Origin of the sequence: Stenotrophomonas sp. NPDC078853 (assembly GCF_044901215.1) — a bacterium.
GTDB lineage: Bacteria > Pseudomonadota > Gammaproteobacteria > Xanthomonadales > Xanthomonadaceae > Stenotrophomonas > Stenotrophomonas lacuserhaii.
The window spans coordinates 84295-104210 of sequence record NZ_JBJDOQ010000004.1; the positions used below are offsets into that span (position 1 = coordinate 84295).

Here is a 19916-nt window from a genome sequence, read left to right on the forward strand (position 1 = left end):
AAGTATCGGTCAGCCAGCGTTAAATAATCGCTAGCCGGGGCCGTGACGCCGAGCCTGGCCCGGCGCTGCCGGGACCGGACTGGATCACTTCACCTCGGCGCTGCCGACTGGGTTGCGCGGGTCGCTACCGCCCTGCAGCGTGTTGCTGCGGCGATCCCATTCGACGGTCTGCAGGTTGCCCCAGACGTGGCTGGATCCGCGACCGCCGGCGGCGCTGTCGCCCGGCAGGTCGATCTTGTGGCCCATCGCCTGCAACTGCCGGATGGTGCCGGCATCGAACGCGTCGGTTTCCGCTTCGATCGCATCGGGCAGCCACTGGTGGTGGTAGCGCGGCAGCGCGGCGACCTGCTGGGCGGTCAATCCCTGGTCGTAGCCCAGGATGCCCAGCAGCACCATGGTGATGATGCGGCTGCCGCCGGGCGTGCCCAGCACCACCACCTTGTCGGCGTTTTCCATGAAGGTCGGGGTCATCGAGCTGAGCATGCGCTTGCCCGCCTTCGGTGCGTTGGCGGCGTAACCCATCACGCCGAACGCGTTGGGCGTGCCCGGCTTCAGCGCGAAGTCGTCCATCTCGTTGTTCAACAGCACCCCGGTGCCCTTGGGAATCAGGCCCGAGCCGTACAGCAGGTTCACCGTCTGGGTCGCGCCGACCCGGTTGCCGTCGCGGTCAATGATCGAGAAATGCGTCGTTTCGTCGTCTTCCAGCGGGGTCGGATTGCCCGACAGCAGGTCGCTGGGGGTGGCCTTCTGCGGATGGATGGTGGCACGCAGGCCCTGTGCGTAGTCCTTGCTGGTCAGCACCTTCTGCGGGATGTCGACGAAATCCGGATCGCCCAGGAAGAAGGTGCGGTCGCGGTAAGCGCGGCGCATCGCTTCCACCACCAGGTGGGCACGGTGCGCCTCATCCATCGACTTGATGTCCCAGCCTTCCAGGATCTGCAGCATGCTCGCCAGCGCGATGCCACCGGAGGACGGCGGCGGTGCGGTGGTGATCTTCCAGCCGTTGTAATCGAACACGATCGGCTCGCGCGATTTCACCGTGTAACCGGCCAGTTCTTCGGCGCTCCAGCGGCCGCCGGCCTGCTTCACACCGGCCAGCAGCAGCGTGCCGGTCTGGCCGCGGTAGAACCCATCAAAGCCCCCTTCCGCCAGTCGCTCCAGGGTGCGCGCCAGTTCCGGCTGCTGGAAGGTGTCTCCCTCGGCGATCGGCTTGCCGTTGCGCAGGTACACCTCGCGCGTGCCGGCATAACGCTCCATCACTTCACGCCGCGACTGGTAGCCCTTGGCCATCCGTGCATACACCGGGAAGCCTTCGCGGGCGATGCGGATGGCCGGCTGCAGCGAAGTCTTCAGCGGCAGCCTGCCATGCCTGGACGACAACTCCACCAGCGCTGCGGGAAGGCCGGGGATGCCGGCCGACCAGGCGCCATTGACCGAGCGGTCACGGTCCAGCTTGCCGTCCTTGTCCAGGAACGCCGCCTCGGTAGCCGCGGCCGGCGCGGTCTCGCGCGCGTCCAGCATCAGGTCCTTGCCGGAGGCCGCATCGTGCAGCAGGAAGAACCCACCACCGCCCAGCCCGGAGCTGATCGGCTCGACCACGGCCAGCGTGGACGACACCGCCACGGCCGCATCGAACGCGTTGCCGCCCTGCGCCAGGATCTGCATGCCGGCCTGGGTCGCAAGCTGGTGGCCACTGGCGATGGCCGCGCCATCGGGGTGGGCGGCACGTGCCGGGCCATCGGCATGGGCCAGCGGGGCGGACAGCAGCAGGCCCAGCAGCAACAGGGGACGCAGGATCGGGTTCATTCGGATGGGGGCTCCGCGTAGAGTTCGGGGTGATCGTGCTGCAGGCCACGCAGCTTGGCCATCAGCTGGTCATGTGTCTCGACGATGTCCGGATCCGGGTCGATGCATTCGACCGGACAGACGACCACGCACTGGGCTTCGTCGAAATGGCCCACGCACTCGGTACAGCGCGCAGGGTCGATCACATAGATGGTTTCACCCATCGAGATGGCCTGATTGGGGCAGGCCGGCTCACAGACGTCGCAGTTGACGCAGAGCTCGTTGATTTTCAGCGACACGGCGATGACTCCTCGCCCGCGCACCGCATCCCGCCGCAGGGCACCGGGATGCTGGACTGGCACCGGCCTGCGCGGGCGCGCGGGCCGGTCAGGGGCGCCGCCACGAAGGCGCCGCCCACGACCACACCGGCTGGCGTGGCCGCTACCGCACGGGGATTACTTGGCTTCGACGAAAACGTAGTCGGCACCGGTGGGCTGCACGACCGACTGGACGCGGGCGTTGTCAGCGGCGTCGCCGATGAACAGCACGCGCACGTTCTTCATCGAATCCGGCGACACGTCCTTGAACACGACCTGGATCATGTCGGCCATCTTGCCCGATGCCGACGAACCGAAGGCCAGCATGTTGCCCGGCTGCACGCCACGGGCGACGGCCTGGGTGGCGCTCTCGGTCTGGCGCTCGAACTTGGCAGCGAACTCCGGATCCGATTCCGGTGCGAGGTAATACAGGAACGGGCTGTTGGTCACGGTGCCCATGTTCTGCACGGCGACGGTCTGCAGGTACTTCTTCCAGCCGGCATCGTCGTCCTTGGCCGGGGCGACCAGCGCCTGCTGAGCATCGGCAGCGGCGGCCGGGGCTTCTTCCTTCTTGCAGGCAGTGAAGGCCAGGGCCAGCGAGGCCAGCAGCATCGCGCGCATGGTGGTGTTCATGGATGATCTCCCGTGGTGGTTCTGTGGATTGCAGTGGATACAAAAAGGTGCCGACGGCGGTCATCCGCCACGGGCGGGTGGATCAGGCCTGCGCCGCCTTGGCTTCGCGGGCCTTGCGCAGCGCATCGAGCACCGACGCCGGCACGAAGCCGGACACGTCGCCACCCAGGCGTGCGATTTCACGTACCAGCGAGGACGAAATGAAGCTGTGCTGCTCGGCTGGTGTCAGGAACAGGGTTTCGACTTCCGGGATCAGGTGGCGGTTCATGCTGGCCATCTGGAACTCGTACTCGAAATCGGAGACCGCGCGCAGGCCGCGCAGCAGGATGCCGCCCTGGACCGAGCGCACGAAGTGCGCCAGCAGGGTGTCGAAGCCGATCACTTCCACGTTGTCATGGTGGGACAGCGCCCCGCGTGCCAGCTGCACGCGCAGCTCCAGCGGCAGCGTCGGGCCCTTGGACGGACTCTGTGCGACGCCCACCACCACCTTTTCGAACAGCGGCGCTGCCCGGTTCACCAGATCAATGTGACCGTTGGTGATGGGGTCGAAGGTGCCCGGATAGACAGCGATGCGACGATTGGCGACGGTCATTTGCGGTCGTGAACGTTCAGATTGGGTCAAAGTGTAGCAGCGGCGCGCCGGTACAGCGCAAAGCGCACCTCGCGGGTGGCGCCTTCGCGGTGCAGCAGCCACTCCGCCGGCAAGGCCGGGGCCTGCCCGTCCGGCGATTCCAGGTACAGCCAGGCATCGGCGCTCAGGTGCCGTGGCAGCAGCGCCAGCGTGCTGTCCCACAGCCCGGCGGCGAACGGCGGATCGACGAAGGCGATGCTGGCCTGGGCCGGTGCGGCGGTCTGCAGCCAGCGCAGCGCATCGGCCTGCACCACCTGCACGCGGGCCTCGGCCTTCAGCCTGGTGACCACGGCGGTCAGGTTGGCGACCAGCTGCGGATCCCGTTCGACCAGCGTGGCGTGGGCCGCGCCACGCGATACCGCCTCCAGCCCCAGCGCGCCACTGCCGGCGAACACATCCAGCACGCGCGCGCCGCCCAGGCGGGGCATCAGCCAGTTGAACAGCGTTTCGCGCACGCGGTCGCTGCTGGGACGCAGGCCCGGCAGGGTCGGCACCGGCAGCCGGGTGTTGCGCCACTGGCCGCCGATGATGCGGACCTGGCCGTCATTGCCACCGCGAGCGCTCATGGCGCGCGGCCGGGATTGACCCGTGCACGGGTCTGGTTCATGGAATTCAGCATGGTGGGATTGTACGGGCAGTCGAGTCGACGGCGAACGGCGGAGCCCCTCGTGGTGGGTCGCTGAGTGCGGGTTTCTTTGGTTCAGGCCGGGCGGTGGGGCTGGTCGGGGGACGGCAAGAGCCGCATCCTGCGGGCCTCGTTTCGTGCCATCCATGGCACTCAACGCCCCCGCCCAGCCCCACCGCCCGGCCCTGTGACATGTCCCGTGCGCCCACCACGGAAAAGAGAAAAAGAAAAGCGGAATGGTCGGCCGCTCCCCGCTGAGGGCCGCGGATACATTCCGCCGACCATGGGTCGGCGCTACCGCTTTTTCTATTTCTTCTTACGTGGCGGGCCGCGCGCGGACTGACAGGGCCGGGCGGGAGGGGTTGGTGGGGGCGTGGAGCGCCAGGGACGGCGCGACACGAGGCCCGCATGGATGCAGTTTCTGCCGTCCCCCACCAACCCCTCCCGCCCGGCCCAATCCAGAAAACCGCTCCTAGCGACCCACCACGAGGGGCCCAGCCGTTCGCTGGCCGTCGGCAGAAGGCCTTGATAACGGGACAATCACCCTCACCCCTTGCGCAGGCCGCACATGCTGGCGCGGCGATGACACGGAGCCCCATGCAATGACTGAAACGACCCAGACCGAAACCCTTGGCTTCCAGACCGAGGTCAAGCAGCTGCTGCAGCTGATGATCCATTCGCTGTACTCGAACAAGGAAATCTTCCTGCGCGAGCTGGTTTCCAATGCCGCCGACGCCGCCGACAAGCTGCGCTTCGAGGCACTGACCCAGCCGGCGCTGCTGGAAGGTGACAACGAGCTGCGCGTGCGGGTCAGCTTCGATGCCGACGCCCACACGGTGACCATCGAAGACAACGGCATCGGCATGAGCCGCGAAGAGGCCATTGCCCACCTCGGCACCATCGCCAAGTCCGGCACCGGCGACTTCCTGCGCCAGCTTTCCGGCGACCAGAAGAAGGATTCGCAACTGATCGGGCAGTTCGGCGTGGGCTTCTACAGCGCCTTCATCGTCGCCGACCAGGTCGATGTGTTCTCCCGCCGTGCAGGCGCGCCTGCCGCCGAAGGCGTGCGCTGGTCTTCGCGCGGCGAAGGCGAGTTCGACATCGCTGCGGTGGAAAAGGCCGAGCGCGGTACCCGCATCGTGCTGCACCTGAAGGACGGCGAGCATGACTTCGCCGATGGCTGGCGCCTGCGCAGCATCCTGAAGAAGTATTCGGACCACATCGGCCTGCCGATCCAGATGCCGAAGGAAGCCGCCCCGGCCGAAGGCGAGACCGAAGCACCGGCGCTGGAATGGGAGACCGTCAACCGCGCCAGCGCGCTGTGGACACGCCCGCGCACCGAGGTCACCGATGCCGAGTACACCGAGTTCTACAAGCACGTGGCGCATGACCACAGCGACCCGCTGGCCTGGAGCCACAACAAGGTCGAAGGCAAGCTGGAGTACACCTCGCTGCTGTACGTGCCGGGCCGCGCGCCGTTCGACCTGTACCACCGCGAAGCGCCGAAGGGCCTGAAGCTGTACGTGCAGCGCGTGTTCGTGATGGACCAGGCCGAACAGTTCCTGCCGCTGTACCTGCGCTTCATAAAGGGCGTGGTCGATTCCAACGACCTGTCGCTGAATGTTTCGCGCGAAATCCTGCAGTCCGGCCCGGTCATTGATTCGATGAAATCGGCGCTGACCAAGCGCTCGCTGGACATGCTGGAGAAGCTGTCCAAGGACAAGCCAGAGCAGTACGCCACGTTCTGGAAGGAATTCGGCCAGGTGCTGAAGGAAGGCCCGGCCGAGGACTACAACAACCGCGAAAAGGTCGCCGGCCTGCTGCGTTTCGCCTCCACCCGCGGCGAAGGCGATGCGCAGACCGTGTCACTGTCCGATTACCTGGCCCGCATGGCCGAGGGCCAGGACAAGATCTATTACCTGACCGGCGAGAGCTACACCCAGGTGCGCAACAGCCCGCATCTGGAAGTGTTCCGCAAGAAGGGCATCGAAGTGCTGCTGCTGACCGACCGCATCGACGAGTGGCTGATGGGCTACCTGACCGACTTCGACGGCAAGCGCTTCGTGGATATCGCACGCGGCGACCTGGACCTGGGCGCGCTGGAAAGCGAGGAAGACAAGCAGGCGCAGGAATCGGCAGCCAAGGACAAGCAGGCGCTGGTGGAACGGCTGAAGGCCGCCCTGGGCGATGACGTGGCCGAAGTGCGCGTGTCACACCGCCTGACCGATTCGCCGGCGGTGCTGGCCATCGGCGAGCAGGACCTGGGCCTGCAGATGCGCCAGATCCTGGAAGCGAGCGGGCAGAAGGTGCCCGAGAGCAAGCCGGTGCTGGAGATCAACCCCGGCCATCCGCTGATCGCCAAGCTCGATGCTGAAGCCGATGGCGAGCGCTTCGATGACCTCGGCCGGGTGCTGTTCGACCAGGCCGCGCTGGCCGCCGGTGACAGCCTGAAGGATCCGGGCGCTTATGTTGCGCGCCTGAACAAGCTGCTGCTGGAACTGTCTGCCTGAGCACAGGGCGCATGCCCTGGGTAGTGACGGCCGCTGGTGGGTGACGACCGTTGGTCGTCACGCTCCCGTGGATTGGTGGGTGACGACCGTTGGTCGTCACGCTCCCGTGGATTGGTGGGTGACGACCGTTGGTCGTCACGCTTCCAGCCGCTGCGCTCGCCGAGCATGGCTCGGCGCTACCCCTGCATTGATCCCCCATCCACACGGGCCCCGACGGGCCCGGTGGTAATCTACCCCCTGATCTAAAGCCGTTAGCCGCCAATGCTCAGTTTCTTCCGCCGCAAAAAAGCCCAGGACGCCTCGCAGGTCGATGCGCCCAAGACCCAGCACTATTCGGCTGAAGAGCTCGCCGCTGCGTTTCCTTCGGCCAGGCCGGTGCAGCCGCCGGAGCCGGTCGTCGCGCCGCTGGTGGAAGCCCCTGCACCCCTCGCAGAAGCAGCGCCGCCGCCGGTTGCCCAACCGCCTGCAGCAGCGCCCGTCGTCGCTCCGGCACCTGCCGCTGCACCTGCACCTGCCGCACCCGTGGCCACGCCTACGCCGGAACGCGTGCTGGCGCCAGAAGATTTCGAAGCCGAAGCCCTCGCCGCCGCCGCGGTACTGGCGCCGCTGGCCCCGGTTACCCCGGCACCGGCACCGGCCGCCCCCGCCGCCGACCTGCCCGTGCTGGTCGATGCCGAGCCCGCCCCGGCCGGCAAGACCGGTTGGCGCGAGCGCCTGCGCAACAGCACGTTCGCACGCAGCTTCGGTGGTCTGTTCTCGCGTAATCCCAAGCTCGACGATGACCTGCTGGATGAAATCGAGACCGCCCTGATCACCGCGGACGTGGGCGTCACCGCCAGCACGACCCTGGTGGAAAGCCTGCGCAAGCGCATGAAGTCGCGCGAGTTCGCCGATGCCAATGCGCTGCTGGCCGCCCTGCGTGCAGACCTGATCGCCATCCTGAAACCGGTCGCCCAGCCGTTGCTGATCGACCGCAACGCAAAGCCGTTCGTGGTGCTCACCGTGGGCGTCAACGGCGTCGGCAAGACCACCACCATCGGCAAGCTGGCCAAGCGCTTCAAGGATGAAGGCCACAGCCTGATGCTGGCCGCCGGCGATACCTTCCGCGCTGCCGCTGTCGCGCAGCTGCAGGCCTGGGGCGACCGCAACGGCGTCACCGTGATTGCCCAGGGCCAGAACGCCGATGCGGCATCGGTGGCCTTCGATGCGCTGCAGGCCGGCAAGGCACGTGGCACCTCGGTGCTGATCGCCGATACCGCCGGGCGCCTGCACACCCAGTCCGGCCTGATGAACGAGCTGGGCAAGATCCGCCGCGTGCTCGGCAAGATCGATCCCGGCGCGCCGCATGAAGTACTGATGGTGATCGATGGCACCACCGGCCAGAACGCACTCTCGCAGCTGCGCCAGTTCAACGCGGCGGTGAATGTCACCGGCCTGGTGGTGACCAAGCTGGACGGCACCGCCAAGGGCGGGGTGGTGTTCGCGCTGGCCCAGGAATTCGGCATCCCGATCCGCTTCGCCGGCATCGGCGAGCGCCCCGAAGACCTGCGCGTGTTCGATCCGGAAGCCTTCGTCGACGCGTTGCTGCCCGAAGCACTCGGCAGTGCCTGAGGCCGCCACCGCGGTTGCGGCCACGCCACCGCAGGCGTCGGCCGCCGGCGGTGATGACCGGTTCGTCGCGCGGCTGCTGCACTGGTTCGACCAGCATGGCCGCCATGACCTGCCCTGGCAGCACCCGCGCACGCCGTACCGGGTGTGGCTGTCGGAGATCATGCTGCAGCAGACCCAGGTCGCTACGGTCATCCCGTACTTCCTCAAGTTCCTGCAGCACTTCCCCACCCTGCCCGACCTCGCCGCGGCCGACAACGATGCGGTGATGGCGCAGTGGGCCGGGCTCGGCTATTACGCCCGCGCACGCAACCTGCATGCGGCCGCCAAGCGCTGCGTGGACGCCCATGCGGGCGAGCTGCCGCGTGATTTCGATGCGCTGCACGCACTGCCGGGTATCGGCCGCAGCACCGCCGGGGCGATCCTCAGCCAGGCCTGGGACGATCCGTTCGCCATCCTAGATGGCAACGTCAAACGCGTGCTGACCCGCTACCACGGCATCGAAGGATTCCCCGGCCTGCCGGCTGTCGAGCGGCCGCTGTGGACGTTGGCCGAAGCACACGTGGCCCATGTACCAGCCGGACGGATGGCCGATTACACCCAGGCGCAGATGGACCTGGGCGCAACGCTGTGCACCCGCAGCCGACCGGCCTGCGTGATCTGCCCGCTGCAGGACCCCTGCGTGGCGCGCCGCGATGGACGTACCGCCGAACTGCCGACGGCCAAGCCGGGCAAAGTGCTGCCGGAGCGGGAAGCGATGGCCCTGTGGCTACGCGACGGACACGGGCGCGTGCTGCTGCAGAAGCGCCCGGAGACCGGCATCTGGGCGTCCCTGTGGACCCTGCCGCAGGCCGACAGCGGCATGGCGCTGCAGGCGTGGTTCGATGCGAACGTCGACGGGGCCCTGGAAGATGCCGAGGAACTGCCCGTGCTGCAGCACACCTTCAGTCATTACCGCCTGCACCTGCAGGTACTGCGCACCCGCGTGGAAGTCCTGAAACACGCGCATCCGACGCTGCGCTGGGTGGCAGCCGAGGACCTGCCCGCGCTGGGCCTGCCCGCGCCCATCCGCAAGCTGCTGCAGGCGCGCTGAGCGCACGCACCGGTTGGCGTCGGGGCGTGCTCGGAGGCTCCTGGCCGGGAGCCTGACGATGCCCGACGAAGGCCGCCGAGCGTGGCTCGGCGCTACACTATCGCTTCGAATACGAGTACCTGCCCATGCCCCGCACCATTTTCTGCCAGTACCAGCAAGCCGATGCCGAAGGCCTCGATTTCGTGCCCTACCCCGGCGAGCTCGGCCAGCGCATCTTCGCCAACATCGGCAAGCCTGCCTGGAGCGCCTGGCTGGCCCACCAGACCATGCTGATCAACGAAAACCGGCTGTCACCGCGCGATCCCAAGCACCGCGCATTCCTGGAGGAAGAACTGGTCAAGTACCTGTTCGCCGGCAATGCGGAAAAGCCGCCGGGTTTCGTGCCCGAAGCCTGATCATTCCTGGCGCCCTTCGATCTGGGCGTGCCGAAGCTGCTGCTCTGAAGCGCGCAGCGCCTTGACGTCCAGCGGACGGATGCTGCCGATGTAACACGGCATCTGCAGCCCCGGTCCCGGCCCGCGCACCAGGACTTTGTCCAGCCGCGCCGATACCCGCCCGACCCGGCTGGTCAGCCCGATCGCCTGCGCGTACGGCAGGTCCGGGCACGGCCCGGTGAGCTCCAGCAGGAACGCCTGGCCCGGCCGCGTCCAGACCGCCAGTGCGCTGTCGCCCAGTTCGTTCCAGCCGTTCAGGCTGCCCTGGAAGGGCATGTCACTCTGCGGCGCACCGGCGTGGGCGCGGTACAGCGCCAGCCGCTCATCGCTGCTCAATCGCCCGCTGCTGGCACAGGCCGCAAGGCTGACGCACAGGAGGGCAAGGATCAGACGTTTCATGGCAGGACTCCGTGGAGATCAAGCCGATGATGCAACCGCGCCCGTGAACCCGGTAGTGACGGCCGCTGGCCGTCAAAGCAGATGACGGCCAGCGGCCGTCACTACCCTCAGACGTTAGCGTGGGCCAGTGCGTGCAGCTTGCCTTCGCGCAGTTCCAGCACGCGGTCCAGCTTGCGCGCCAGGCTGCGGTCATGGGTGACAAGTACCAGCGAGGTGTGCCGGGCGCGGTTGAGTTCCAGCATCAGCTCGAATACGGTGCCGGCGGTGCGGTCATCCAGGTTGCCGGTGGGTTCGTCGCCGAGCACGCAGGCCGGCTGGTTGACCAGCGCGCGGGCCACGGCGGCGCGTTGGCGCTCGCCACCGGACAGCTCACCGGGTTTGTGCTGCAGGCGATGGCCCAGGCCGACCGACTCCAGCAACTGCCTGGCGCGGTCATTGGCCGCGGCCACTTCACCACCGCCGAGCAGCACCGGCATCATCACGTTTTCCAGCGCTGTGAACTCCGGCAGCAGGTGGTGGAACTGGTACACGAAACCCAGCGCGCGATTGCGCAGCAGGCCACGCGCGCCGTCGGAAAGCGTGGACATCTGCTGGCCGGTGACGAACACCTCGCCCGCACTCGGCGTGTCCAGCCCGCCCAGCAGGTGCAGCAGCGTGCTCTTGCCTGCACCGGAGGCACCGATGATGGCCACGGTTTCGCCGGCGCTGACCTGCAGGTCCAGGCCATCGAACACCGGTGTATGCATCCGGCCTTCGGCGTAGGTCTTGCCCAGCGCCTGCGCGCGGATCACTTCCTGCCCGGGGGAGAAAACCTCATTCATAACGCAGCGCCTCCGCGGGCTGGGTGCGGGCGGCGCGCCACGCCGGGTACAGAGTGGCCAAGAAGCTCATCAGCAGCGCCACCACGGTGATCACCACGATGTCGGCGGTCTGCATGTCGGTCGGCAGGCCGGTGATGTAATACACGTCTTCCGGCAGCAGCTTGACGTTGAACACTGCCTCGATGGCGCCGAGGATGCGTTCCAGGTTGAGGGTCAGGGTGATGCCGCCGATCACGCCGGCGACGGTGCCGATGATGCCGATCAGCGAACCCTGCACCATGAACACCCCCATCACCCCGCCTGGGGTCAGCCCCAGCGTGCGCAGGATGGCGATGTCGGCCTGCTTGTCGGTCACCAGCATCACCTGCGAGGACACCAGGTTGAAGGCGCCCATCGCGATGATCAGCGACAGCAGGATGCCCATCACCACTTTTTCCATGCGCAGCGAGTGGTACAGGTTGGCGTTCTGCTGGGTCCAGTCACTGACCCGGTAAGCACCGCCCAGGCGCTGCGCAAGATCCACCCCGACGGTAAGCGCCTGGTCCATGTCATGCAGCTTCAGGCGCACGCCGGTGGCGCCGTCGATGCGCAGCACACGCTCCAGGTCCTTCATGTTGGCGAACGCGACGCCGCGGTCGATCTCGTTGTAGCCGGCTTCGAAGATGCCGCTGACGGTGAAGCGCTTCATGCGTGGGATCGCGCCCATCGGCGTGCCCTGCACTTCGGCCAGCGTTGCCACCACCTGGTCGCCGACGCCCACGCCCAGCCACTTCGCCAGCTCCTGGCCGAGGATGATGTTGTAACTGCCCTGCGTGAGGCTGTCGAAGCGGCCCTTCTTCATTTTCTCGGCAACCACGGAGACCTTCGGCTCCATCGCCGGGTCCACGCCCTGCACCATCGCGCCCTGCACGCGGGGGCCGCTGATCATCGCCTGGATCTCGATGTACGGCGCGGCACCGGCCACGCGCGGATCCTGGTAGGCCACGTCCACGGCGCGCTGCCAGTCGCTCATCGGCTCGCCGTCGCGGGTGATGGTGGTGTGCGCGGACATCTGCAGCAGGCGGTCGCGGATTTCCTTCTGGAAACCACTCATCACCGCCAGCGTGGTGATCAGTACCGTCACGCCCAGCGCGATGCCCAGGATCGATGCCATCGAAATGAAGGAGATGAAGCCGTTGCGGCGCTTGGCCCGCAGGTAGCGCAGGCCGATGGACACGGGAATGGGTTTGAACATGCAGGTGCGCCAGTAGATTCAGCATATGGTGCCACCTACGGCGGCTTACGGGAAACCTGCCGTGCACGGACGGCCAGACGCAGTTCACGTCGTTGGCCGGGAGACAGCACATCCGGCCAGAAGAGCAGCACGCCGCGCCTTTTCCCCGGGTCCTGCCAGCGCAGCTGCAGCCATGGGCCGCGCACGTGCAGCGCGGGATCTTCCAGTTCCATTCCGTCCAGCAGCAGGGGGCGAGGTGCGTCCTGCAACCACAGCACGCGACAAGGCGCACCCAGCCGCCGCCACAGCAGCACCGCCTGCACCAACCAGCACAGCAGCACGACCGGCGGCTGCAGCCGCACCGGCATCCCACTGGCACCGATCAACCACGGTGCGGCCAGCAATACCATCGCCTCGGCCACGGCCTGCAGCCGCGACGGGCGCCATTCAAGCCTTGAGGGTGCGGATCCGGTCGAGCAAGGGGACGGCGTGTGCATGCGGGCAGGCCTCGTAACCCATGAACCACCGCCACAACTTATCGTCCTCGCAATCGAGCAGGAACAGGAAAACCTCCCGCTCTTCGGCCGGGGCAGCAGCCCACTCGCGGTCGAGGTAATGCTCGAACAGCTGGTCCAGCTCACGCATGCCGCGGCGGCAACGCCAGCGCAGCTTCTTCAACAGGATCGCTTCGTCCATCGTCATTCCCGGATAACGCAACGCCGAGCAGGGCTCGGCGTCGCGGGGTACTTCACGGCAACCGCACCACTCAGGCGCGGCGGGCCATCATCAGCTTCTTGATCTCGGCGATCGCCAGTGCCGGGTTCAGGCCCTTCGGGCAGGTCCGTGCGCAGTTCATGATGGTGTGGCAGCGGTACAGCTTGAACGGATCTTCCAGATCGTCCAGGCGCGCACCGGTGTCCTCATCACGCGAATCGATGATCCAGCGGTAGGCCTGCAGCAGGATCGCCGGGCCCAGGTAGCGCTCGCCATTCCACCAGTAGCTCGGGCAGCTGGTGGAGCAGCATGCGCACAGGATGCACTCGTACAGACCGTCCAGCTTCTTGCGGTCTTCCGGCGACTGCAGGCGCTCGCGGTCCGGCGGTGCCGGAGTCTGCGTGCGGATCCACGGCTTGATCGACGCGTACTGCGCGTAGAAGTGGGTCAGGTCCGGCACCAGGTCCTTGACCACGCTCATGTGCGGCAGCGGGTAGATCGGCACTTCGGCCTTGCCGCAGTCGGCGATGGCGCGGGTGCAGGCCAGCGTATTGGTCCCATCGATGTTCATCGCGCACGAACCGCAGATGCCCTCGCGGCACGAACGACGGAAGGTCAGCGTCGGATCGATCTCGTTCTTGATCTTGATCAGCGCGTCCAGGACCATCGGACCACACGCGTCGAGGTCGATCTCATACGTATCGGTACGCGGGTTGCTGTCGTCGTCCGGACTCCAGCGGTAGACCTTGAAGGTACGCAGGTTCTTCGCGCCGCTGGCGGCGGGGAAGTGCTTACCCTTCGTGATCTTTGAATTCTTCGGCAGGGAAAACTCGGCCATGGCTGCTCTCGTTGGCTCAGGCGGCCCGCGCCGTCAAGGCGCGGATTGCATGGTAGGCGGGGGTCGCGATCAGTACACGCGCGGCTTCGGCGGCACCACGTCGACCTCGTCGGTCAGCGTGTACATGTGCACCGGACGGTAATCGAAGCTGCACTTGCCCTTGTCGTCGACCTTGACCAGCGTGTGCTTGTGCCAGTTGACGTCGTCGCGGTCCGGGAAGTCTTCGTGCGCGTGCGCACCACGGCTTTCCTTGCGCTGCTCGGCCGAGTTGATCGTGGCCACTGCATTGAGCAGCAGGTTGTTCAGCTCGTAGGTTTCGATCAGGTCCGAATTCCAGACCAGCGAGCGATCGCTGACCTTGACGTCCTGGAACGAATCGAAGATGCCGGCCATCTTCTCGCAGCCTTCCTTCAGCGTCTGGCTGGTGCGGAACACGGCGGCATCGGCCTGCATGGTGCGCTGCATGTTGTCGCGGATCACCGAGGTCGGCGTATCGCCCTTGGCGTAACGCAGCTTGTCCAGCAGACCCAGTGCCTTGTCGCAGGCATCGGCCGGCAGCGGCTTGTGCGTAGCGCCCGGCTTGATCGTCTCGGCGCAGCGGTTGGCCACCGCGCGACCGAACACCACCAGGTCCAGCAGCGAATTGGAACCCAGGCGGTTGGCGCCATGCACCGACACGCAGGCCGCTTCGCCGATGGCGTACAGGCCGGGGATCACCGCATCGGGGTTGTCGCCGTCGATGCGCACCACTTCGCCATGGAAGTTGGTCGGGATGCCGCCCATGTTGTAGTGCACGGTCGGGATGACCGGGATCGGCTGCTTGTGCACGTCCACGCCGGCGAAGATGCGCGCGCTTTCGGCGATACCCGGCAGCTTGTCGTCGATCACGCCCGGGCCGAGGTGGGTCAGGTCGAGCAGGATGTGGTCCTTGTGCTCGCCGACGCCGCGACCTTCGCGGATTTCCACGGTCATCGAACGCGCGACCACGTCACGCGACGCCAGGTCCTTGTAGTGCGGTGCGTAACGCTCCATGAAGCGCTCGCCGCTGCTGTTGCGCAGGATGCCGCCTTCGCCGCGCACGCCTTCGGTGATCAGGCAGCCCGCGCCGTAGATGCCGGTCGGGTGGAACTGCACGAACTCCATGTCCTGCATGGCGATGCCCGCGCGCATGGCCAGGCCGCCGCCGTCACCGGTGCAGGTGTGGGCCGAGGTGGCGCTGAAGTACGCACGGCCGTAGCCGCCGGTGGCCAGCACCACGCCCTGGGCGCGGAACAGGTGCAGCGAACCTTCGGCCATGTCGATGGCCAGCACGCCGCGGCAGGTCCCGTCTTCGTCGAAGATCAGGTCCAGTGCGAAGTACTCGATCATGAAGCGCGCATCGTGCTTCAACGACTGCTGGTACAGCGTGTGCAGCATGGCGTGGCCGGTACGGTCGGCCGCCGCGCAGGTGCGCTGCGCCGCCGGGCCTTCGCCGTACTTGGTGGTCATGCCACCGAACGGGCGCTGGTAGATCTTGCCCTCTTCGGTACGGCTGAACGGCACGCCGTAGTGCTCCAGCTCGATGATCGCCGGGATCGCCTCGCGGCACATGTACTCGATGGCGTCCTGGTCACCCAGCCAATCCGAGCCCTTGATCGTGTCGTAGAAATGGTAGCGCCAGTCATCCTCGCCCATGTTGCCGAGCGCGGCGGAGATGCCACCCTGGGCGGCAACGGTGTGCGAACGGGTCGGGAAGACCTTGGTCAGGCACACGGTCTGCAGGCCCTTGGCAGCCAGTCCGAAGGTCGCGCGCAGGCCGGCACCGCCGGCGCCCACCACGACCATGTCGTACTTGTGTTCGGTGATCTTGTAAGCGGACATCTACTCTGTATTCCTGTCTTGGTGCCTGGGTTCAGGCCGCGCCGAGCGCGATGCGGACCACAGCGAACACACTGACGATGGCACCGAGCACGGCGATGAACTTCACCGTGGTCTGCAGCGCGACGGCCAGCAGCGAATTATGGATGTAGTCCTCAAGGACCACCTGCAGGCCGATCTGGGCATGCCAGAACATGGCCACCAGGAACCCGACCACCAGGATCGCATTCCACGGCTTGGCGACGGCGGCCATGGCGGTCGCATGGTCGTCGCCCATCAGGCCGACCACGAACACCAGGAACCAGATCGACAGCACGACCAGCGCGGTGGCGGTCAGGCGCTGGTTGACGAAGTGTTCGGTGCCGGTCTTGGCGGCACCCAGGCCTCGCACGTTCTTCAGCGGGGTGCGGAAACGGCTCATGCGGCACCTCCGGCAAGCAGCACGTAGCCGAACACCAGGGCGGTGATCAGCAGCGAGCCGATCACCGAAATCCACGCGCTGCGCACGAACGAGGGAATGCTCATGCCGATGGCGAAGTCCTGGCACATGTGGCGGATGCCGTTGAGCAGGTGGTAGGCGAAGGCCCAGGTCCATCCGAACAGGATGAGCTGGCCGTACCAGGCACCGGCGTGGTCGGTGAAACAGGTCCAGGACGCGGGACCCATCATCAGGGCGAGCAGGCCGCCGGCAATGATCAGGGCGCCCACCGACAGGATGATGCCGGTGGCTCGATGCAGGATCGAGGCAACCATTTGGATCTGCCAGCGGTACACCTGCAGGTGCGGGGATAGGGGACGTTCTCTGCTCGCCATTCGCTGGGCTCGTTGTCTCGGCTGGGCGGCACAATGCCGCGTTGGCTCAATGCTGGATCAGAAATCGATGCAGCGTCCGTTTTTCTCCCAATCACCGTAGCGCACCGGATCAAGTCCGCCGCGTCCACCGTATTCCTTCTGCTCGGCAGGCATGCCTTCGGGCGCGGGCGCCGTCGGATCCAGCGGGGCTTCAGTTTCGGTGTCGGGAGTGGGGGTTGTTTGGCCTATCATCAGGATTCTCGCAACGCACAAATTCTAGACCTCGTTCACGTGCCTGACAACCTTTCCCCTGATTTAGTTGCATATGCCCTGCTGGAAGACCGCCAGCTGGTCTCCCTTGCCGGCCCCGATGCGGTGACGTTCGCGCAGGCGCAGTTCTCCAGCGATGTGGCCGCGTTGAGCGATTCGCATTGGCACTGGAGTGCGTGGTTGACCGCCAAAGGCCGCACGATCGCGGTGTTTCAGCTCATCCGGCTCAGCTCCGACGCGCTCCTGCTGGTCTTCGCTGACGGTGATGCAGATGCGATTGCTTCGCAGTTGCAGCGTTTTGTGTTCCGTCGGAAGGTGAAGATCACGCGCCGCGACGATCTCCAGGTGCGGGCTGCTTTCGCTGCACCGCAGGCCGCGGTCGGCGCAGCCGTGGCCGGTTCGCTGGAAGAAATGCTTGAACTGGACCTTGGCGGAGCGGATCTGCTGCGGGTGATGCGCATCACCCCGACGGTCGCCGGCATCAAGACGGCGGACGCCGATGCGGTATTGACCGCCGCGTGGCGCCAGGCCGACCTGCGGCTGGGCCTGCCCCGCCTGGTGCCGAGCCAGCGCGAGCACTGGACCCCGCAGCAGCTGGGACTGGATCGGCTGAACGGTTACAGCGTCCGCAAGGGCTGCTACCCCGGCCAGGAAATCGTCGCGCGCACGCATTTCCTGGGCAAGGCCAAGCGGGCATTGCAGCTGCTGCAGCTGTCGGCGCCCGCAGAGCCCGGCGCCAGCGTGGAGCAGGACGGCAGCGTGCTGGGCAGCATCGCCAGCGTGGCCGATCGGCTGGCACTGGCGGTGCTGCCGCTGGAAACCAGCGATGGGGCGCTCAGCGTGGGCGGCGAACCGGCGCAGCGGTTGCCGCTGCACGATGGTTTGGCGCGCTGACCGCGCTTGTAGTGACGACCTTGGTCGGCGCCTTTTCCCGGTGAAGAGCGTGACGACCAACGGTCGTCACCCACCACGACCAACGGTCGTCACCCACCACGGCCGTCACTGACCGGAATCAGGCGCCCAGGCGTTCGCCGGTTTCCGCATCGAAGAAATGCAGCGCATTGGGCTGCACGGCCAGCTTCAGCGTCTCGCCCACTGCCGGCAGCGCACGCGGCGCCACCCGCATGGTCAGCGCATGCTGGCCGCTGACCAGGTTCACGAAGATTTCGTTGCCTACCGGCTCGATGCCTTCGATGCGCGCATCGAAGGTCCATTCGGCACCGATGTCGGCCGGCTGCAGGTGCTCCGGGCGCACGCCCACCGCGATCGGCTTGTCCAGCCAGCGCGGATCGATGGTGGCCTGGCCCAGCGGCGCCGTCCAGTCGCCATCGCGCACCACCACTCCGGCCGCACTGCCCTGCAGGGTGCCACGCAGCACGTTCATCGCCGGGCTGCCGAGGAAGCCCGCCACGAACAGGTTGGCCGGGCGGTCGTACAGCTCCATCGGCGTGTCGATCTGCTGGATCACGCCGTCCTTCAGCACCACGATACGCTGGCCCAGGGTCATCGCTTCGACCTGGTCATGGGTCACGTAGATCATCGTGGTGCCCAGCTTGCGGTGCAGCTGTGCGATTTCGGTGCGCACGCTGTGGCGCAGCTTGGCATCCAGGTTGGACAGCGGTTCGTCCAGCAGGAACACCGCCGGCTCACGCACCAGTGCACGGCCCAGCGCCACGCGCTGGCGCTGACCACCGGACATCGCCTTGGGCAGCTTGTCCATCATGTCGGTCAGGCCAAGCGTCTGCGCCGCTTCACTGATGCGCTTGTCGATGGTGGCCTTGTCGTGGCCGCGCAGCTTCAGCCCGAAGGCCAGGTTTTCGGCCACGGTCATGTGCGGGTACAGCGCGTAGCTCTGGAAGACCATGGCGATGTCACGGTCTTTGGGCGCCACGTCGTTGACCACGCGCTCGCCGATGGTCAGCGTACCGCCACTGATTTCTTCCAGCCCGGCGATCATCCGCAGCAGGGTCGACTTGCCGCAGCCCGACGGGCCGACCAATACCATCAGCTCGCCATCGGCGACCTCGAAGGTAGCGTCCTTCACCGCGACCTGGCCGTTGTCGTAGACCTTGCGCACACCCTGCAACTGCACTTTTGCCATTTCACTCTTCCAGTCCGCCCGTCACCGGGGCTGTTGCACGTGGACTGCCTTCGGCCCTCCCGACGGCAGTGTTTTTGCCTCAGTGCCGCATGACGGCGCCAATGCAATCGAATACAGTTGCACATTCTGCCATGTAAACGTTTTCACGTGGCAGTATCCCTAGGTCGGAACGCATCATCTGCGTCACGATGTACGGACAGTACCCCGCCCGCCCGTGGCGGGTCGTATCGGCAGACGCCGGATGGCCCGTTGCAGCAGGCGGACAAAGCAATGCCAAACCTTCCCCGGAACCCAGCCAGGCAGCGATTGACAACGATGTCACCCGGATCTGAAACTCGAGCGATGCACGATACCCTCTTCCTGTTCGGCGCCACTGGCGATCTGGCCCAGCGCTATCTCTTCCCTTCACTGCTGCGCCTGCTTGGCGATGGCCTGTTGCCGGAAGACTTCAAGGTCCGCGCCCTGGCGCTCTCACCGCATGACACCGCGGCGTTCCGGGACATCCTGCGCCCGCGCCTGCAGCAGGCCATGCCACTGGCCAGCGCCGAGGACATCGCCTCGCTGCTGCAGCGCATCGACTACCGTTCGGTGGACCTGCGCAACGCCGATTCGGTGGCCGAAGCGGTGTCCGACCTGGTCGACCGCCGCTGTGTCAGCTACCTGGCCATTCCGCCGGGCCTGTACATCTCCACCTGCGAAGGCCTGGCCAAGGGCGGCGCGCTGGCGGCTCCGCACCGGCTGATGCTGGAAAAGCCGATCGGCAGCGACAGCGAAAGTGCCGAGCAGATCATCGGCACCATCGGCCAGTGGATCGACGAAGACCGCGTGTTCCGCCTGGACCATTACCTGGGCAAGGCGGCGGTGCAGAACCTGATCGCACTGCGCTTCGGCAATACGCTGCTGGAAGCGGTGTGGAACCGGAACTACATCGAATCGGTGCACATCCTGGTGTCCGAGAGCGAAGGCGTGGACGGCCGCGATGCCTACTACGCACGCTCCGGCGCACTGCGCGACATGGTGCAGAGCCATATCCTGCAGTTGCTGTGCCTGGTGGCGATGGAGCCGCCGGCATCGCTGGAAGCCGATCGCATCCGCGATGAGAAGGTCAAGGTGCTGCGCTCGCTGCGTCCGCTCGATGCCAGGCACGCCGCGCGTGACAGCGTCCGTGGCCGCTATACCGCCGGCACCATCGACGGCCAGCCTTAGCTTGAATAGATGGGTAGTGAAGTCTTTTTATTTGATTTCTTCGTGTTCTTTATCGTTTTTATTTTCATT

The 19916-nt window shown here is 66.4% G+C and carries 21 protein-coding genes and 1 pseudogene; 6 read left to right on the top strand and 16 right to left on the bottom strand.

Translation table 11 applies throughout. From position 1 onward, the window contains the following. Positions 1 to 84 precede the first annotated feature (84 nt). The 5 genes from ggt to rsmD all read right to left on the bottom strand — a co-directional run bounded on the left by ggt (position 85) and on the right by rsmD (position 3932). A complete protein-coding gene (gene ggt / locus ACI2JH_RS05895; RefSeq protein ID WP_404735683.1) occupies positions 85 to 1806 on the bottom strand; it encodes a gamma-glutamyltransferase in 1722 nt (573 codons plus the stop codon). Continuing rightward, positions 1803 to 2084 carry a YfhL family 4Fe-4S dicluster ferredoxin gene (locus ACI2JH_RS05900; RefSeq protein ID WP_042612382.1) on the bottom strand — a complete coding sequence of 94 codons (282 nt, stop codon included), beginning with the start codon at positions 2082 to 2084 and terminating at the stop codon, positions 1803 to 1805. The genes ggt and ACI2JH_RS05900 overlap by 4 nt, the downstream gene beginning before the upstream one ends. A gap of 156 nt (positions 2085 to 2240) precedes the next feature. Continuing rightward, a complete protein-coding gene (locus ACI2JH_RS05905) occupies positions 2241 to 2735 on the bottom strand; it encodes a hypothetical protein (RefSeq protein ID WP_042612383.1) in 495 nt (164 codons plus the stop codon). 82 nt (positions 2736 to 2817) lie between these two features. After that, entirely contained in the window at positions 2818 to 3327 is a 510-nt protein-coding gene (gene coaD / locus ACI2JH_RS05910; protein WP_042612384.1) for a pantetheine-phosphate adenylyltransferase, read from the bottom strand. 26 nt (positions 3328 to 3353) lie between these two features. After that, positions 3354 to 3932 (bottom strand): 16S rRNA (guanine(966)-N(2))-methyltransferase RsmD, encoded by a 579-nt coding sequence (gene rsmD, locus ACI2JH_RS05915; RefSeq protein ID WP_101098407.1) that lies wholly within the window; start codon positions 3930 to 3932, stop codon positions 3354 to 3356. Positions 3933 to 4593: 661 nt separating this feature from the next. On the opposite strand from rsmD, the gene htpG reads away from it, so the two are divergent. The 4 genes from htpG to ACI2JH_RS05935 all read left to right on the top strand — a co-directional run bounded on the left by htpG (position 4594) and on the right by ACI2JH_RS05935 (position 9597). Then, positions 4594 to 6501 (top strand): molecular chaperone HtpG, encoded by a 1908-nt coding sequence (gene htpG / locus ACI2JH_RS05920; RefSeq protein WP_182655527.1) that lies wholly within the window; start codon positions 4594 to 4596, stop codon positions 6499 to 6501. Positions 6502 to 6762: 261 nt separating this feature from the next. Beyond that, positions 6763 to 8112: a signal recognition particle-docking protein FtsY gene (gene ftsY, locus ACI2JH_RS05925; RefSeq protein ID WP_182655526.1), complete on the top strand. Its 1350-nt coding sequence runs from the start codon at positions 6763 to 6765 to the stop codon at positions 8110 to 8112. Positions 8113 to 8185: 73 nt separating this feature from the next. Further along, the gene (gene mutY, locus ACI2JH_RS05930; RefSeq protein ID WP_404735784.1) at positions 8186 to 9202 is read left to right on the top strand and encodes an A/G-specific adenine glycosylase; all 1017 of its coding nucleotides are present in this window, start codon (positions 8186 to 8188) and stop codon (positions 9200 to 9202) included. Between the two features lie 125 nt (positions 9203 to 9327). Then, the gene (locus tag ACI2JH_RS05935; RefSeq protein WP_042614005.1) at positions 9328 to 9597 is read left to right on the top strand and encodes an oxidative damage protection protein; all 270 of its coding nucleotides are present in this window, start codon (positions 9328 to 9330) and stop codon (positions 9595 to 9597) included. On the opposite strand, the gene ACI2JH_RS05940 is transcribed toward ACI2JH_RS05935, so the two are convergent. The 10 genes from ACI2JH_RS05940 to ACI2JH_RS05985 all read right to left on the bottom strand — a co-directional run bounded on the left by ACI2JH_RS05940 (position 9598) and on the right by ACI2JH_RS05985 (position 16522). After that, positions 9598 to 10035, bottom strand: coding sequence for a DUF6491 family protein (locus ACI2JH_RS05940; protein WP_404735684.1), 438 nt, complete (start codon positions 10033 to 10035; stop codon positions 9598 to 9600). 107 nt (positions 10036 to 10142) lie between these two features. Continuing rightward, a complete protein-coding gene (gene lolD, locus ACI2JH_RS05945) occupies positions 10143 to 10856 on the bottom strand; it encodes a lipoprotein-releasing ABC transporter ATP-binding protein LolD (RefSeq protein WP_101099866.1) in 714 nt (237 codons plus the stop codon). Next, positions 10849 to 12090, bottom strand: coding sequence for a lipoprotein-releasing ABC transporter permease subunit (locus ACI2JH_RS05950; protein WP_404735685.1), 1242 nt, complete (start codon positions 12088 to 12090; stop codon positions 10849 to 10851). Before ACI2JH_RS05950 ends, lolD begins: the two co-directional genes overlap by 8 nt. Positions 12091 to 12125: 35 nt before the next feature. Beyond that, a complete protein-coding gene (locus tag ACI2JH_RS05955) occupies positions 12126 to 12566 on the bottom strand; it encodes a hypothetical protein (RefSeq protein WP_404735686.1) in 441 nt (146 codons plus the stop codon). Beyond that, the gene (locus ACI2JH_RS05960; protein WP_101099873.1) at positions 12517 to 12765 is read right to left on the bottom strand and encodes a succinate dehydrogenase assembly factor 2; all 249 of its coding nucleotides are present in this window, start codon (positions 12763 to 12765) and stop codon (positions 12517 to 12519) included. The genes ACI2JH_RS05955 and ACI2JH_RS05960 overlap by 50 nt, the downstream gene beginning before the upstream one ends. Before the next feature lie 70 nt (positions 12766 to 12835). Continuing rightward, complete coding sequence (locus ACI2JH_RS05965; RefSeq protein ID WP_101099863.1) at positions 12836 to 13621, bottom strand: succinate dehydrogenase iron-sulfur subunit; 786 nt, start codon at positions 13619 to 13621, stop codon at positions 12836 to 12838. 69 nt (positions 13622 to 13690) lie between these two features. Next, the gene (gene sdhA, locus ACI2JH_RS05970) at positions 13691 to 15481 is read right to left on the bottom strand and encodes a succinate dehydrogenase flavoprotein subunit (protein WP_042614012.1); all 1791 of its coding nucleotides are present in this window, start codon (positions 15479 to 15481) and stop codon (positions 13691 to 13693) included. A 31-nt stretch (positions 15482 to 15512) separates the two neighbouring features. Beyond that, positions 15513 to 15899 (bottom strand): succinate dehydrogenase, hydrophobic membrane anchor protein, encoded by a 387-nt coding sequence (gene sdhD, locus ACI2JH_RS05975; protein ID WP_042614013.1) that lies wholly within the window; start codon positions 15897 to 15899, stop codon positions 15513 to 15515. Further along, positions 15896 to 16291 (bottom strand): succinate dehydrogenase, cytochrome b556 subunit, encoded by a 396-nt coding sequence (sdhC, locus tag ACI2JH_RS05980; protein ID WP_042614014.1) that lies wholly within the window; start codon positions 16289 to 16291, stop codon positions 15896 to 15898. Before sdhC ends, sdhD begins: the two co-directional genes overlap by 4 nt. Positions 16292 to 16348: 57 nt before the next feature. Beyond that, positions 16349 to 16522, bottom strand: coding sequence for a DUF1674 domain-containing protein (locus ACI2JH_RS05985; protein WP_080335156.1), 174 nt, complete (start codon positions 16520 to 16522; stop codon positions 16349 to 16351). A 39-nt stretch (positions 16523 to 16561) separates the two neighbouring features. On the opposite strand from ACI2JH_RS05985, the gene ACI2JH_RS05990 reads away from it, so the two are divergent. Continuing rightward, entirely contained in the window at positions 16562 to 17434 is an 873-nt protein-coding gene (locus ACI2JH_RS05990) for a folate-binding protein (RefSeq protein ID WP_317450706.1), read from the top strand. A gap of 118 nt (positions 17435 to 17552) precedes the next feature. Here the strand turns inward: ACI2JH_RS05990 and ACI2JH_RS05995 are convergent, their stop codons facing one another. After that, complete coding sequence (locus ACI2JH_RS05995) at positions 17553 to 18641, bottom strand: ABC transporter ATP-binding protein (protein WP_101099860.1); 1089 nt, start codon at positions 18639 to 18641, stop codon at positions 17553 to 17555. 342 nt (positions 18642 to 18983) lie between these two features. Here ACI2JH_RS05995 and ACI2JH_RS06000 point away from each other — a divergent pair. Then, a pseudogene (locus ACI2JH_RS06000) lies at positions 18984 to 19916 on the top strand (glucose-6-phosphate dehydrogenase); the annotation flags it as partial.

Excerpts from the sequence above, each read along its gene's own strand:
- ggt (WP_404735683.1), bottom strand. The coding sequence starts at position 1,806 with ATGAACCCGATCCTGCGTCCCCTGTTGCTGCTGGGCCTGCTGCTGTCC.
- ACI2JH_RS05905 (WP_042612383.1), bottom strand. The coding sequence starts at position 2,735 with ATGAACACCACCATGCGCGCGATGCTGCTGGCCTCGCTGGCCCTGGCC.
- coaD (WP_042612384.1), bottom strand. The coding sequence starts at position 3,327 with ATGACCGTCGCCAATCGTCGCATCGCTGTCTATCCGGGCACCTTCGAC.
- rsmD (WP_101098407.1), bottom strand. The coding sequence starts at position 3,932 with ATGAGCGCTCGCGGTGGCAATGACGGCCAGGTCCGCATCATCGGCGGC.
- htpG (WP_182655527.1), top strand. The coding sequence starts at position 4,594 with ATGACTGAAACGACCCAGACCGAAACCCTTGGCTTCCAGACCGAGGTC.
- ftsY (WP_182655526.1), top strand. The coding sequence starts at position 6,763 with ATGCTCAGTTTCTTCCGCCGCAAAAAAGCCCAGGACGCCTCGCAGGTC.
- ACI2JH_RS05935 (WP_042614005.1), top strand. The coding sequence starts at position 9,328 with ATGCCCCGCACCATTTTCTGCCAGTACCAGCAAGCCGATGCCGAAGGC.
- ACI2JH_RS05940 (WP_404735684.1), bottom strand. The coding sequence starts at position 10,035 with ATGAAACGTCTGATCCTTGCCCTCCTGTGCGTCAGCCTTGCGGCCTGT.
- lolD (WP_101099866.1), bottom strand. The coding sequence starts at position 10,856 with ATGAATGAGGTTTTCTCCCCCGGGCAGGAAGTGATCCGCGCGCAGGCG.
- ACI2JH_RS05950 (WP_404735685.1), bottom strand. The coding sequence starts at position 12,090 with ATGTTCAAACCCATTCCCGTGTCCATCGGCCTGCGCTACCTGCGGGCC.
- ACI2JH_RS05955 (WP_404735686.1), bottom strand. The coding sequence starts at position 12,566 with ATGCACACGCCGTCCCCTTGCTCGACCGGATCCGCACCCTCAAGGCTT.
- ACI2JH_RS05960 (WP_101099873.1), bottom strand. The coding sequence starts at position 12,765 with ATGGACGAAGCGATCCTGTTGAAGAAGCTGCGCTGGCGTTGCCGCCGC.
- ACI2JH_RS05965 (WP_101099863.1), bottom strand. The coding sequence starts at position 13,621 with ATGGCCGAGTTTTCCCTGCCGAAGAATTCAAAGATCACGAAGGGTAAG.
- sdhA (WP_042614012.1), bottom strand. The coding sequence starts at position 15,481 with ATGTCCGCTTACAAGATCACCGAACACAAGTACGACATGGTCGTGGTG.
- sdhD (WP_042614013.1), bottom strand. The coding sequence starts at position 15,899 with ATGAGCCGTTTCCGCACCCCGCTGAAGAACGTGCGAGGCCTGGGTGCC.
- sdhC (WP_042614014.1), bottom strand. The coding sequence starts at position 16,291 with ATGGCGAGCAGAGAACGTCCCCTATCCCCGCACCTGCAGGTGTACCGC.
- ACI2JH_RS05985 (WP_080335156.1), bottom strand. The coding sequence starts at position 16,522 with ATGATAGGCCAAACAACCCCCACTCCCGACACCGAAACTGAAGCCCCG.
- ACI2JH_RS05995 (WP_101099860.1), bottom strand. The coding sequence starts at position 18,641 with ATGGCAAAAGTGCAGTTGCAGGGTGTGCGCAAGGTCTACGACAACGGC.